We start from the raw sequence: 13876 nt of genomic DNA, 5'->3' as shown, positions 1-13876 counted from the left end.
TCTTAAGTAATCAGTAAAAAGAGGTTATCTGTTTTATTGGTTTAATTAAATTTAATAATTAAAAACAAGCGTTTAGATTTAATTAACTATTGAGTGCTGCTATTGGTCAACTTTAATCATAAAAAAGGATGAAAGAGAGGCTCTTTCATCCTTTAAATTGAGGCTTTTTATTGGCTAGCTATCTTGATTAAAATCCAAATTTTCCGTTAGTGTTTTTCCATTCTGTTTTTTCAGGAATGGCTTCAACCGTGTCCCAATGTTCTACGATCTTGCCGTTATCTAGGCGGAATAAGTCATAAAAAGCCACGTGTTTGTTCATGAATGTCCCTTCACTGATGGAGAGCACAAAGTTACCCTCACCAAGAACTTTATGATTTTGGCTGTATGACATTGGCATATTTGCTTTTGCCAATTCACCTAACGCCTTGCCTAAGCCACTCAGGCCATCAGCAATATTAGGGTTGTGCTGTAAATAAGCGTCGTCTTCATTTTCAATAAATTGGTTAATTTTCGCCATGTCGCCATTCATTAAAATGGTGTTTACGAAATCAGCCACAATCGCTTTGTTTTCTTCTGTTTTATCCAAATCCGTTATGGTAGTTGTGCCATCTAATTGCGTGCGTCCACTGGCGTTTTTAGGCATTAACTCTTGTAAGTTATCCCAATGTTCGACAATTTTTCCCTCTTCAAAGCGGAACACATCAAAGCCCACTTTTGGTCCAAAGAAATTGTATTCAGTTTGAGTTATTACGTAATCCCCATCTTGCAGAGCACGCACGACATTGGCTTTGGCGCTCCCTTTTGGTAATTGCTGTAATACTTCCCCAAAACCTGTTAAACCATCTCCAACCGCAAGGTTATGCTGAATGTATTTGTTTGGATTAATGTAGTTAATGGCCTCTGGATTACCCGTTTCAATGCTTGAAATCACCGCAACCGCTTTGTCTTTATTGGTTAATTGTTCTGGCGTGTCTGTGTTTGCACATGCGGCTAGGCTTAAAATACTTGTTGCTAATACAGTGTGTTTGATTTTAGTTGTCATGTTCTTCATTTTGTTATCCTCTGTTGGCTTGAGAACAATAATAGAGACATTCCAACGGGCTGTGCAGAGTGGATATGGGCTTAAAAATGGTGAATATCGAACCCGATAAACTTACAACTTAGGTGTGGTGTATTTCTTTTGAAATTGACTAGGGGTGAGGGTGGTTTGTTTTTTAAAGTATTTTATAAAGTTACTGGCGTCCTCAAAGCCAAAATCATAGGCGATTTGTTGAGAAGGGGCGCTAGTTACTATTAAACGTCGTTTCATTTCAATTAGAGTAAAGGCATCTATCATCTGTTTCGCGGTTAACCCAGTGGCGACTTTGCACACTTGGTTTAACGTTTTATACGTAGTGTTAATTTGGTTTGCGTACCAATTGGCATCACGGATGTGCTCAAAGTGTTTTTGCATTAGGGTAAAGAAGCGAGCGAGTTTGAGGCTTTGTTCTGTCGATAATTTATCGTGACGCATTTCAGGGCGTAAGCGGTGCAGCAACAGAGCCAATGCAGAGAATAAATACATAATAAGCAAGGGGTCTGAATTGTCTAATTTGATCTCGGTGGTTATCTCATTAATTAACGTTTGGCTGCGCTTATTGTTTACTGCGTCTAGACAAAGCAATGGAGTGTGTTGTTGATTAAGGTGCGTTGGGGTGTAATTTGGCAAACGCATATTGGTATGGACGTTATCAAGAAAGGCTTGGGTAAATAGCAACACTTTGCCTTTTGGTTTTGATGACAAATCAAACGCATGAACTTGCTCACGTTGCACAAATATCATCGAGCCGGCACGGAAAGGGTATTCTTGAAAATCCACCATGTGAATACCTTCACCTTCCTCAATATAAAGGAACATGAAAAAAGACACGCGGTGCGGAGCTTCCGGATCATGAGAAAGGGAAGTTCTTTCATACAAAGAAGACAGTTCGATGATCTCTAATTCAGCATTATTGCTTTTGTTGTGATTAAAACCAACATTAGGGATATTCATAACTGTCCTTTTTATCAGTGACGTTTTGCAACTAAGGTAAATTTGTAATCTCTTGGCGAGATAAAGTTACGGCTGTATTCAAAAACGATGTCACCCTTTAAATAGCCTCGGCTGCGTTTTTCAATAATAGGCACGCCTTCTTCCGTATTCAGATAATCGGCAATATCTTTACTTGGCAGAATTGGCACTAGTTCTTGCTCACTGCGATCAATCGTTAACCCTTTCGTGTTTTCAATAAAATCGTATTTAGACTGTTGCATGACTTGGTAAGACAGATCCGGGAAGAGAGCAACAGGTAACCACGTTTCTTCGACAGCAATCGGATTGTTATCAATATAACGCACACGCTTTACGTAAAACATGTGTTCATTCTCTGCAATATCTAAATGCTCTGCCATTACGAGTGATGCTTTTTGGATCTCAAACGCCAATACATCGCTGTGAGTCGCCACATCTAAATGTGCCCACTTTTCTTGAAAGCTCGATTGTTGGTAAATATCGTAATTTACTTTGTTCTCTTTTACGTAAGTGCCACTGCCTTGCACACTTTCGAGTTCATCATTTTCTATTAATAGTTTTAATGCTTGACGGATGGTCACTCGGCTAACAGAAAACAGTTCTCGTAATTGTGCTTCACTTGGAAGTGCTTCACCGACTTTATATTCACCTTGGCTTATCTTCTCTCGGATAGCATCAGCAATTTGACGATACATTGGGAGCCTTGCCATTAAAACCTCGTAATTTTACTGTAAAAATTGTCTAGACTAACTTGTATCATACGAATAAAAGGTAATAAGACAAGTGTTAATGCCAATTTGTATTTAATGTGTAAGTAATACCTTTTTAATACAAGTTGTGGTGATTGTGATAGTTGTCACAGATAAGTTGTATTAAAAAGGTATTATTGTCTTCGTTACCAAATACAAACACTCATTCGTGACATGGGACAAAGGTTATGAAACTGACTACTCTTACAAATAAGTCGCTCATTAATCTGCAAACTACATTTAATAGCAGAGAAGAAGCGATTTATGCACTTGCTGACCAATTAGAACAACAAGGCAAGTTACATAATAAAGATGAATATTTAGAGGCTGTATTTGCTCGTGAAGCAGAAGGCCCAACCGCGTTGGGTGAAGGGCTAGCAGTACCTCATGGCAAAACTGATGCCGTAAAAGAAGCGGCATTTGCTGTCGCAACTTTAACGCGAGATCTAAAATGGAAAGGCGTTGATGAAGATGAGGACGAAGACGTAAACCTTATTTTCTTAATTGCGATTCCTAATGCAGAAGCGGGTTCTACTCACATGCATTTACTAACAGAATTAACCACAACCTTAGTGGATGATGACGTTCGTGAAGCCGTATTAAATGCGAGCACAGCAGAAGAGATTTTTGCTCTGTTTGATGGGCATAAAGAAAAAGAAATTGAATCATACAACTTAGATACAAATTCACCGACAATTGTATGTGTAACCGCGTGCCCAGCAGGCATTGCACACACGTATATGGCTGCGGAATACCTTGAAAAAGCAGGGAAAAAGCTTGGTTATAACGTCCATGTTGAAAAACAAGGCGCAAATGGTATTGAAGATCGTATTACTGCCGAGCAACTGAATAAAGCCGTCGCGTGTGTTTTTGCAGCGGAAGTTGCGATTAAAGACGTTGAGCGATTCAAGGGTATTCCACGAGTTGAAACACCAGTTGCAGAGCCTATTCGTCATGCCGAACGCATTCTTAATGACGCGATAGAAGAAGGTAAAAAAGGGCGTTCTGCTGATTTTGTGAAAGCAACGGACGATAAACCTAAAAAGTTACCTCTGAAAACAGAATTAAAACAAGCCTTACTAAGCGGTATTTCATTTGCCGTACCATTGATCATCGCTGGCGGTACAGTGCTTGCGGTTGCTGTTCTTATTGCTCAAATTTTTGACTTACAAGAACTGTACGCGACGGATGGTTCATGGTTATGGATGTACCGTAAATTAGGTGGTGGCTTGCTTGGCACGCTAATGGTTCCAGTACTGGCAGCGTACACGGCTTATTCTCTTGCAGATAAACCGGCGTTAGGTCCAGGTTTTGCTGCGGGTCTTGCGGCTAACTTGATTGGTGCGGGTTTCCTTGGTGGTGTTGTTGGTGGCTTATTAGCTGGCTACGTGATGCGTTGGGTGAAAGAAAATATTCGCCTAGCCCCTGCATTCAACGGTTTCCTTACGTTTTATCTTTATCCTGTGATCGGTACTTTGGTCGTTGGTAGTTTAATGTTATTCGTTATTGGTAAGCCTGTTGCGTTTTTAAACCAAGGTTTAACGGATTGGCTAAATGGTTTGTCAGGTACTAATGCCATTTTACTTGGTGCAGTGCTAGGGTGTTTCGTTTCATTCGATTTAGGTGGTCCTGTTAATAAAGCCGCTTATGCCTTCTGTTTAGGTGCAATGGCTAATGGTGTTTATGGCCCTTACGCCATCTTCGGTTCAGTAAAAATGGTGTCAGCCTTTACGGTAACGGCGTCAACCATGATAGCGCCTCGTTTGTTTAAAGATTTTGAAATTGAAACGGGTAAATCAACATGGCTACTTGGCCTTGCGGGTATTACTGAAGGTGCGATTCCAATGGCGATTGAAGATCCAATTCGTGTTATCGGTTCATTCCTTGTGGGTTCTATTGTAACTGGTGCAATGGTTGGTGCCGCAGGTGTTGGTTTATCTACACCGGGTGCAGGCATCTTCTCGCTCTTCTTATTACAAGATGGTGGCTTAGGCTCATTCATGGCGGCAGCAGTTTGGCTCGGCGCAGCTCTGATTGGTACGGTGATTTCAACATCAATTCTTATTATGTGGAGAGGCCACGCAGTAAAGAAGGGAAAGCTTGAATTGCAAAAGTCTGAAAAAGTAACAGCAGCAACTCAGAACTAACGATAAAACGATTGGAGTATCGGGTTTCCCCCTAAAGTTTCTCGATACTCCTCTCATCTAAACCTCCGACGTTATCGATACATCACGGGGTTTTAAATGAGAGAGGCTCCACACTCGATTTATTTAAACGACATTAATTTCATTATTGCGGCTGTAAAGCGGCGAGAAAATCAGGTAAAAAATTATGACTACTACATCACGCGTTCATATTACTCCACACATGCACTGGGATCGTGAATGGTATTTCACAACAGAAGAGTCTCGCATTCTTCTTCTTAATAACATGGAAGAAATCATGACCCGTCTGGAAACGGATCCAGACTACAAATACTACGTATTAGATGGTCAAACCGCGTTATTAGAAGATTACTTTGCGATTAAACCAGAACACAAAGAACGAGTGAAAGCGCTGGTTCAAGCCGATAAATTGATTGTTGGCCCTTGGTATTCTCAAACGGATACGATGCAAGTTTCTGGTGAATCCATTGTACGAAACATGATGTATGGTCTGCGTGATTGTTTAGAATTAGGCAACCCAATGAAGATTGGTTACCTGCCTGATTCATTCTCAATGAGCTCTCAATTACCAATGATCTATAACGGTTTTGGCATCAATCGCACCATGTTTTGGCGTGGTTGCTCTGAGCGTCACGGAACAAATAAAACAGAATTTTTATGGCAGTCAAACGATGGCAGTGAAGTGACGGCACAAGTGTTACCACTGGGCTATGCGATTGGTAAGTACTTACCTGAAGATGAAGAAGCACTACGCAGCCGACTAGATACTTATTTTAACGTATTAGAAAATGCGTCAGTAACCAAAGACATTTTGTTGCCAAACGGCCACGACCAAATGCCAATTCAAAACAACATTTTTGAAGTGATGGACACATTGCGTTCGGCTTACCCTGATCGTGAATTTATGATGAGCCGCTTTGAAGATGTGTTTGAAAAAATCGAAGGCATGCGTGATCAACTTGATACCATTAAAGGCGAGTTTAATGATGGCAAGTACATGCGTGTTCACCGCAGTATTTCATCAACACGTATGGACATTAAACTTATTCATGCTGAAGTCGAGAATAAGATCGTCAATATTCTTGAGCCATTAGCGTCTATTGCATGGACATTAGGGTTTGAATATCACCACGGTTTGATCGAGAAAATGTGGAAAGAAAGCATGAAAAACCATGCGCATGACTCGATTGGCTGTTGTTGTTCAGACAAGGTTCACGCTGAGATTTTAAACCGCTACATTCTTGCGGATGACATGGCGAGCAATCTGATTAATTTCTACAAACGTAAAATTGTTGATCACATGCCTGCTCGTGAAGGTTGTGATAAATTAGCGTTCTTCAACTTATCGCCTTACGTTCGTGAAGAAGTGATCAACACAACAATTACTATTCGTGCTCAAGAGTTTTCTATTTTTGATAATGAAGGCAATCAAGTTGAGTACTTCATTCAAGACCAACGTGAGATTGACCCAGGTAAAATTGACCGTCAAATTGTGCATTACGGTAACTACGACCCATTCATTGAATACGATATTCAAATAAACCAACACGTTCCTGCAATGGGCTTTACTACTTTACACATTCAAGGGAATGAGAAAGGTAAGCAAAAAGTCGCGGCACAGAAAGGCAACGTCATGGAGAATGAATTCTATCGCATTGACGTGAACAGCAACGGCACATTGAGTATTTTTGATAAAGAAACCAAGGAGCTGTTTGAGCAAGTGTTGCGTTTAGAAGACGGCTCTGATGATGGTGATGAATACGATTATTCACCTTCTCGTGAAGAATGGTTGATTCACTCTGACGAATTTACCGCAGAAACAAGTATTAAACATGAAGGTTATCAGTCAGTTGCTTCAATTAAATTACGTATGCAAGTGCCGACTAACTTAGAAGCGCGTGAGTCTCGTGCTAATCAAGATGCATTCGTTGATATGGATTGCCAAGTGGTATTGAAGCAAGGTTCTCGTCGTATTGAAGTTCGAATGGAGTTAAATAACCAAGCGGATGATCACCGAGTTCGTGTGCTTATTCCAACCTCATTCACTACCGATACCGTGGTTGCAGATAATCAATTTGGGGTTATTACACGTCCAACAAATGATCCTGCGATGGAAGTGTGGGAAGAAGAAAAGTGGAAAGAAGCACCAGTCCCTATTTATCAGCTAATGAATTTTGCAGCGCTTGAAAATGGCACCGCAGGCATGGCCGTAATGACCAATGGTCTGCGTGAATTTGAAGTGATTGCTTCAAATCGTGAGCAGCGTGACACGTTAGCATTGACGTTATTTAGAGGGGTTGGCGTGTTAGGTAAAGAAAATTTACTTACTCGTCCAGGTCGTCCATCGGGTATTAAGATCCCAACACCAGATTCACAAATTCGCGGCAAGATTGTTTGTCAGTTCACGTTATTTGGTTTTTCTGGTAATCACGTTGAGGCAAATATTATGGCAGAAGCGCGTGATAACGTGACGCCAATTCAGTGTTACAACAAGATCCCATATAACGCAATGAAGCTTAATGTTGGTGAACAAAATCTGCCATTAACGTTCAGCTTATTAGAGAAAGAGAAAAAAGGCGCGGTATTAAGTGTGCTGAAAAAAGCAGAAGATTCTGATGCATTAATTTTGAGAGTCTACAACCCTGCGGAAGTGGGTGAAGTAGAAGACGGCGTGAGCTTTACTCAAAATGTAATGATGTGGTCTGAAGTTCAAATGGATGAGAAAGCATTAGCAACAGAAACTCAAGTTGAGCGTTTTGGAGTGGTCGCCCCCTGCCAAGCAAAATCCTTTAAGGTGACTTTCTAGTTCTATTCATAATGTATTTGCCTTCTCTCTTTTTATTGTTTTGCAGAGAAGGCCAATAGATTTCTAACACTTGTGACTGGTTTTTAGGTAGTACGATGCAAGCAAATTTATTTAAGTTAGACAATGTGATTCAAAATTATGCATGGGGCAGTCAGACATCTATTCAACAATTGTTTGGCATAGAAAATAAAGCAGGTGAACCTCAAGCAGAAATTTGGATGGGAGCACATCCAAACGGTTGTTCAAAAGTGGAAGAAACAGGTGAGTTGCTGTCAGATCTAATAAAAAAATACCCGATTGAAACATTAGGTCGTTATACGCATCAACGTTTTGGTGATTTACCTTATTTATTTAAAGTATTAGCCGCAGATAAGCCATTATCGGTGCAAGTTCATCCAAAGTTGAGCGATGCAAAGTTAGGTTTTGAGAAAGAAAACCAACAAGGTATTGAGCTGGGTGCATTTAACCGTAATTACAAAGATGCGAATCATAAACCAGAGTTGGTATATGCACTGACGTTTTATAGAGCAATGAATGGTTTTCGTCCTATTGCTGAAATGATGTCTATCTTTGAGCAAGCGAATGTCTCCGTATTATCAGAAGCGGTCGCTCAATTAAAAGGCTCGCCAACAAGCAGTGGCTTACAAGCTTTCTTTACTACGGTAATGAGCTTGACTGGTCAGAAAAAAGCCGATGCATTAGGGCAACTGATAGAGGGCTCTGATATTAAAGCCAAAACCAAAGTAGCGCGTGAAGCATTTGGTATGGTTGCGGAATTTAGTGAAGAATTTTCTGACGATATCGGGTTGTTTTCGCCATTAATGCTGAATGTGATTGAACTAGAGCCAGGTGAAGCGATGTTTTTACATGCAGCAACGCCTCATGCTTATGTCCAAGGCACAGGTTTAGAGATCATGGCGAACTCTGACAATGTATTAAGAGCTGGGTTAACGCCGAAACACATGGACATTGAAGAGCTGATTTCTCATACCGAGTTCCACTCTATTTCATTTGATGACATTCGTTTACACCCGATAAAAAAAGAGCGTAAACAGAGTTACCCGATCCCTGTTGATGATTTTGGTTTTGAAATTATCGAAGTGGTTGAAGAGAGTGCTGAACAATATGTTCGTGGTGCTGAAATTCTCTTTTGTATTGAAGGGGAAGTGATTATTGAAAGTGACGATTCGGTGATTACACTACACGCGGGACAATCGGTCTTTGTGTGTAATAACGCAGATGTTTATAGCAGTAAAGGAAAAGGCACACTGGCGCGGGCTTATAACTAATACGTATCTCTTTGTTATTAAAGGCCTCTATTTTTAGAGGTCTTTTTTATTATTAATACGGTAGTGTATTGTTTTAATTGGTGAATTATTGTTTTTATTAGATCGCTACAAAAATAGCTTGAACAATCGTTCAAAATAGCTTGAACAATCGTTCAATTGTGATTATAGTTATTTCAACTCGAAGGGCAGCAGCCTCAAATATTGAATTTATAATTGTTTAAAAGAGAGATAATCATGACTACATTTACAGTACATACTATTGAATCGGCTCCTGAAGGCAGCAAAAAAATGTTAGAGGGTGCACAAAAACAAATGGGCAGAATACCTAACTTATTTGGTGTTCTTTCTGAAGCTCCGAGCGTACTTCAAGCGTATCAACAATTGCATCAAGCGTTTGTAAATACCTCATTTGATGCTGAAGAGCTAACGGTTGTATGGCAAAGCATCAATGTTGAACATGATTGTACTTATTGCGTTCCGGCCCATACAGGGATTGCTCACTCAATGAATGTAGACCCTGCATTAACAGAAGCATTGCGTAATAGAGAAGCGATGCCAACAGAAAAACTGCAAGCGTTGCAAGATGCAACATTAAGCATTGTTCGTCATCGCGGCAATATTCCTGCGGAAGAATTGGAGGCGTTTTACGCAGCCGGTTATGGTCATCAACAAGTATTAGAAATTATTTTAGGGTTGTCTCAAAAAGTGATCAGCAACTACACTAACCACGTAGCGAAAACACCATTGGATACAGCATTCAAAAAGTTTGAATGGTAAGTTGTCACTGGTGTTTCTGGAGTGAGAGCTGTTTTCTTAATCAAGAAAATACGGTTACTGGAGCGTACCCAGTTGAAGGGTATAAAGAAATACTGAAAGAATTAATGGTGTAAATTACATACTGTTATGTGGATCCCTCAATCGATTTTATTGATTGGGGGGTTTTTGCCTTTTGGGGATGGTTATCTCGATCAAAATGGGACAATAATCTTGTGAAAGACTATATTTAAAGTGATAACACGGTATAATCCGCCGCTTATTGCCCCCGATTGAACAATCAACACTTAGGAATTCGTTATGACTGAAGAAGAAAGAATTGAACTGCAACAGAACAACCCATTACACGGTCTTAAGTTAGAAATCTTATTGCAAGAGTTGGTTGATCATTACGGATGGGAAATTCTAGATACCGCAATGCGTTTAAACTGTTTCAATACAAACCCGTCTATTGTGAGCAGCGTGAAGTATTTGAAAAAAACACAATGGGCAAGAGAGAAGGTTGAAAACTTCTACTTATACCGTTTGAAGCGTATGCCAAAAGCGTCTGATCTTGAATATGAAATGCCTCCTCGTTCACGCACGTTTCCTCATGGCCTTGAGCCTCGTGAACCAATGGAATTGACGATTGAATCTATTCTTCTTTCTCAAGCGAAATCAGCGTCAGCACACCAAGCGCGTTCTCAAAACCGTGGTGGTAACTACCGCCGTTAAGAGAATTGCAGTGAAGTGAACCGCCGTTAATCGAAGATGGTTTCTCACTAGATATAAAATAAAAAAGCCAAACTGGGTAATCCAAGTTTGGCTTTTTTGTGCTTATTATTTAACGAAATTCTCGCTAAGTGAATAAGTACTTACTATGGTTGCTGCTTAGTCGGTGCCAAAGCAATCTCACGGATACATACGTTTTGAGGTTGTTGGTATGCAAAAGAGACTGCACGAGCAATATCATCAGCGGCTAATACGCCACCCATGCTTTCTTTCCACTCACCGTAACCGTCTTTAATTTCTTGAGAAGACGTATGAGACAAAAGCTCAGTCTCAACCGCACCTGGTGCAATTGTTGTAACACGAACGTTTGATAATGCCACTTCTTCACGTACATTTTCAGAGATAGCGTGAACCGCAAACTTAGTACCACAGTAAGCCGCATGGCTTGGGAACGTTTTCTTACCAGCAATAGAACTGATGTTGATGATAGTACCTGTATTGCGTTCCATCATTGGTGCTAGAACCGCTTGCATGCCATTTAGAAGACCAATAACGTTCACATCAAACATGGTTTTCCACTCTTGGGCATCTTGAGTGTCGATTTGACCAAGAAGCATCGCACCAGCGTTGTTGATTAGGGCATCAACAGGACCAAATTTTTCTTCACCTAGAGCGATTGCCGCATCAAAAGACGCTTTGTCTGTTACGTCTACTTTTACTGATAAAGAGTTTGGCAGGTTAAGTGCTTCAAGGCGGTCAATACGACGAGCAAGAAGAAGAAGAGGGTGACCTTCATCGCTTAAACGACGAGCGATTGCTTCACCAATACCAGAACTTGCGCCTGTAATAACAACTAATTTTTTCATTTTATCTTTCCTTTAATGATTGGATAAGCAGTCAAAGCCAGAACTCTGTTTTGCTGCGATGGAGGTATAATAAGTAAAACTTTATTGTTGATATATAGCTATTTACTTGAAACTCTGTTGCTGTACTGCAACAATAGAAGCTTATCTATTTGTGGTGGCTTTATGATCAATCAAATTAATCTTACTGATATTCGCTCATTTGTACTTATTGCTCGTTTAGGGAACTTTACTAAAGCGGCGGATACGCTTGATGTCTCCCGCTCTCATGTTTCAAGACAAATAAGCAGTTTAGAAAAACACATGGGAGTAACGTTATTAATACGAACCACTCGTACGTTACGTTTGACGGAGGCCGGAAAGCATTTCTATTATCAATGTGAACAAGCCCTTCATACTATAGACCAAGCGCTTTTATCTGCCGTTGATGATGTAGAAAAAGTGCAAGGAGAGATAAAAGTAAATTGTGTGGGTGGTCATATTGGGGAAGTGGTGATTGCCGAAGTGATTAACGCATTTATGCAGCAATACCCAGAGGTTTCGATTAGTTTAGATTTCAGTAGTAATCGAGTCGATTTGATTGAAGAAGAGTTTGATATCGCCTTTCGCATGGGATCGTTAGACGACTCGGGATTTGTGGCTAAAAAGTTACTTGTGATTGACATGGGAACGTTGGCAAGTCCTGAATATTTAACAAGACGAGGGCGACCATTGCATCCTAAAGAGTTGAATCAACATCATTGCTTGACGGGATCTGTGCGTAAGTGGCACTTTCAATCTATGCAAACCAACGAGCATTATGACGTCACAGTAAAAGGCAATTTACAGTGTAAAAATGGTCGAGTATTAGTCGCTGGTGCATTGGCGGGGAACGGAATTATTCGAGTGCCGTTGATTTATTGTCAGCAAGAATTGGATGATGGAAAATTAGAGCAAGTGTTTGAAGAGTGGGTGATCCCGAGTGTGGATTTCTCTGCGCTTTATCATCGAGATCGTTATCAACCTAAGCGCATCAGAACCTTCATCGATTTTGTTTATGATTATTTATCACAATAAAACATGAGGTTGAGCCCTTTATTGAAAAGAATTATTGTCACTATTATCGATAGTGCTACTATTTAGGTAATGGATAATTAAGTGTTTGTTACCAGGATGGTAGTATGGGTGTTCGCGTTAAATTAGCTTTATTCCTTTTTATTTTGTTTTCAATTTCTATCGTTAGCTCTGTTTTAACGTTTAAATTAGAGTCGTATGGTGATGAAAAACTGCTCTGGGTAATTCATACCCATGATGTTATTACAAATTCTGAAAAACTGCTCAGTAGTATGAAAGACGCAGAAACGGGGCAAAGAGGTTTTCTGATAACTCAAGAGATTACCTATTTAGAACCGTATTATACTGGCATGTCTGACGCTCAAAAAATCTTTCAAGAACTTAAAATGTTAACGAAAGACAATCAAGAACAACAGTTGACACTTGAGCATATTGAGCAATCTATGAGGTTAAAATTTGACGAATTAGCGCTGACTGTTGAATTGGTGCAGTACGATAATTTATCTCAAGCGCTGAAAATCGTCAAAGAAGACCGTGGTAAAGAGTACATGGACGACTTAAGAAGCGATTTAACCAAGTTTACGAATATTGAATTGTTGCTGTTAGAAAAAAGAAAAGGCGATTTTAAAGAAAGCCGAAGTCAGTTAGTTACCTTGATTAAAATACAGATTGTCTTTTTAGTGTGTCTTGCGATAGCGACGATTTTCTTCATGAAACGCAACTTGTTTGATCCCCTTAATTTATTACTCTCTAGTACCGAAAAAATGCGTGCAGGTGAGAAGTTAGATATTTCAGATGTAGTTGAAAAAAATGAAATGGGCCATCTATTGATGGCGTTCTTTAAGATGAATGAAGCTGTCCATGAGAAAACCGAAGTGCTTGCTTATAAGGCGCATCATGATGAATTAACCGGGCTGAAAAACCGCAGCATGGTAAGTACTGAACTGCAATACGCCCTGCATCATGGTGAAAAAACAGAAACAAAAGTGGCCGTGTACTTTATTGATTTGAATAAATTTAAGCAAATAAATGACACGCTTGGTCATCAGGTCGGCGATGAGGTGTTAAAAGAAACGGCGAAATTACTGATCGAAACCGTTCGCTCTAAAGATGGTGTGTTTCGTTTAGGGGGCGATGAATTTTTAATTATTGCTCAAGACATTTCTCAACCTTCTGGTGTGAAACGATTGGGCAATAAACTATTGGACCAGTTTAAGTTTCCTACTAAAATTGAGGGTCATTCGATGATAATCTCTCCGAGTATTGGGATTGCTGTTTATCCTGATGATGCAATGAATGGAGATGATTTAATGAAGTTTGCCGACATTGCGATGTATAAAGCAAAAAATGAGAACACCGGTAGCTATAAAGAGTTTGATATAAGCATGCTTAAAAGAGAAAGTGACTAAATTCGTG

Annotated in this window: 11 protein-coding genes; 7 read left to right on the top strand and 4 right to left on the bottom strand. The window is 40.0% G+C overall.

What is annotated here, in order from left to right:
• Positions 1-187 precede the first annotated feature (187 nt).
• The 3 genes from AACV33_RS05950 to AACV33_RS05940 all read right to left on the bottom strand — a co-directional run bounded on the left by AACV33_RS05950 (position 188) and on the right by AACV33_RS05940 (position 2760).
• Positions 188-1042: a nuclear transport factor 2 family protein gene (locus tag AACV33_RS05950; protein WP_217491213.1), complete on the bottom strand. Its 855-nt coding sequence runs from the start codon at positions 1040-1042 to the stop codon at positions 188-190.
• 111 nt (positions 1043-1153) lie between these two features.
• Positions 1154-2032, bottom strand: a complete 879-nt coding sequence (locus AACV33_RS05945; protein WP_065611219.1) for an AraC family transcriptional regulator — start codon at positions 2030-2032, stop codon at positions 1154-1156.
• Positions 2033-2046: 14 nt separating this feature from the next.
• Positions 2047-2760 carry a GntR family transcriptional regulator gene (locus AACV33_RS05940; RefSeq protein ID WP_060991947.1) on the bottom strand — a complete coding sequence of 238 codons (714 nt, stop codon included), beginning with the start codon at positions 2758-2760 and terminating at the stop codon, positions 2047-2049.
• A gap of 227 nt (positions 2761-2987) precedes the next feature.
• Between AACV33_RS05940 and mngA the strand changes: the two genes are divergently transcribed.
• From mngA to AACV33_RS05915, 5 genes are all read left to right on the top strand, one after another.
• Positions 2988-4946, top strand: coding sequence for a PTS 2-O-a-mannosyl-D-glycerate transporter subunit IIABC (gene mngA / locus AACV33_RS05935; protein WP_182699186.1), 1959 nt, complete (start codon positions 2988-2990; stop codon positions 4944-4946).
• A gap of 184 nt (positions 4947-5130) precedes the next feature.
• Complete coding sequence (gene mngB / locus AACV33_RS05930) at positions 5131-7770, top strand: mannosylglycerate hydrolase (RefSeq protein WP_182699185.1); 2640 nt, start codon at positions 5131-5133, stop codon at positions 7768-7770.
• 95 nt (positions 7771-7865) lie between these two features.
• Positions 7866-9059, top strand: a complete 1194-nt coding sequence (manA, locus tag AACV33_RS05925; RefSeq protein ID WP_182699184.1) for a mannose-6-phosphate isomerase, class I — start codon at positions 7866-7868, stop codon at positions 9057-9059.
• 234 nt (positions 9060-9293) lie between these two features.
• On the top strand, positions 9294-9836 hold the full coding sequence (locus AACV33_RS05920) for a carboxymuconolactone decarboxylase family protein (protein ID WP_017021130.1): 543 nt from the start codon (positions 9294-9296) through the stop codon (positions 9834-9836).
• 297 nt (positions 9837-10133) lie between these two features.
• Entirely contained in the window at positions 10134-10547 is a 414-nt protein-coding gene (locus tag AACV33_RS05915; protein ID WP_023602720.1) for a VF530 family protein, read from the top strand.
• Positions 10548-10690: 143 nt separating this feature from the next.
• Here the strand turns inward: AACV33_RS05915 and AACV33_RS05910 are convergent, their stop codons facing one another.
• Complete coding sequence (locus AACV33_RS05910) at positions 10691-11410, bottom strand: SDR family oxidoreductase (protein WP_017021128.1); 720 nt, start codon at positions 11408-11410, stop codon at positions 10691-10693.
• Positions 11411-11572: 162 nt separating this feature from the next.
• On the opposite strand from AACV33_RS05910, the gene AACV33_RS05905 reads away from it, so the two are divergent.
• Both AACV33_RS05905 and AACV33_RS05900 read left to right on the top strand, forming a co-directional pair.
• Positions 11573-12463 carry a LysR family transcriptional regulator gene (locus AACV33_RS05905; protein WP_182699183.1) on the top strand — a complete coding sequence of 297 codons (891 nt, stop codon included), beginning with the start codon at positions 11573-11575 and terminating at the stop codon, positions 12461-12463.
• Between the two features lie 104 nt (positions 12464-12567).
• Positions 12568-13869 carry a diguanylate cyclase domain-containing protein gene (locus AACV33_RS05900; RefSeq protein WP_182699182.1) on the top strand — a complete coding sequence of 434 codons (1302 nt, stop codon included), beginning with the start codon at positions 12568-12570 and terminating at the stop codon, positions 13867-13869.
• The last annotated feature ends 7 nt before the right edge of the window (positions 13870-13876 follow it).

It is taken from the genome of Aliivibrio sp. SR45-2 (assembly GCF_963890165.1).
GTDB classification, from domain to species: Bacteria; Pseudomonadota; Gammaproteobacteria; order Enterobacterales; family Vibrionaceae; genus Aliivibrio; species Aliivibrio salmonicida.
This window is presented reverse-complemented; position numbering and strand designations above follow the sequence as displayed.

What these genes read in the sequence shown, in the direction of transcription:
- AACV33_RS05950 (WP_217491213.1), bottom strand. Translation starts at nt 1,042, where the DNA reads ATGACAACTAAAATCAAACACACTGTATTAGCAACAAGTATTTTAAGC.
- AACV33_RS05945 (WP_065611219.1), bottom strand. Translation starts at nt 2,032, where the DNA reads ATGAATATCCCTAATGTTGGTTTTAATCACAACAAAAGCAATAATGCT.
- AACV33_RS05940 (WP_060991947.1), bottom strand. Translation starts at nt 2,760, where the DNA reads ATGGCAAGGCTCCCAATGTATCGTCAAATTGCTGATGCTATCCGAGAG.
- mngA (WP_182699186.1), top strand. Translation starts at nt 2,988, where the DNA reads ATGAAACTGACTACTCTTACAAATAAGTCGCTCATTAATCTGCAAACT.
- mngB (WP_182699185.1), top strand. Translation starts at nt 5,131, where the DNA reads ATGACTACTACATCACGCGTTCATATTACTCCACACATGCACTGGGAT.
- manA (WP_182699184.1), top strand. Translation starts at nt 7,866, where the DNA reads ATGCAAGCAAATTTATTTAAGTTAGACAATGTGATTCAAAATTATGCA.
- AACV33_RS05920 (WP_017021130.1), top strand. Translation starts at nt 9,294, where the DNA reads ATGACTACATTTACAGTACATACTATTGAATCGGCTCCTGAAGGCAGC.
- AACV33_RS05915 (WP_023602720.1), top strand. Translation starts at nt 10,134, where the DNA reads ATGACTGAAGAAGAAAGAATTGAACTGCAACAGAACAACCCATTACAC.
- AACV33_RS05910 (WP_017021128.1), bottom strand. Translation starts at nt 11,410, where the DNA reads ATGAAAAAATTAGTTGTTATTACAGGCGCAAGTTCTGGTATTGGTGAA.
- AACV33_RS05905 (WP_182699183.1), top strand. Translation starts at nt 11,573, where the DNA reads ATGATCAATCAAATTAATCTTACTGATATTCGCTCATTTGTACTTATT.
- AACV33_RS05900 (WP_182699182.1), top strand. Translation starts at nt 12,568, where the DNA reads ATGGGTGTTCGCGTTAAATTAGCTTTATTCCTTTTTATTTTGTTTTCA.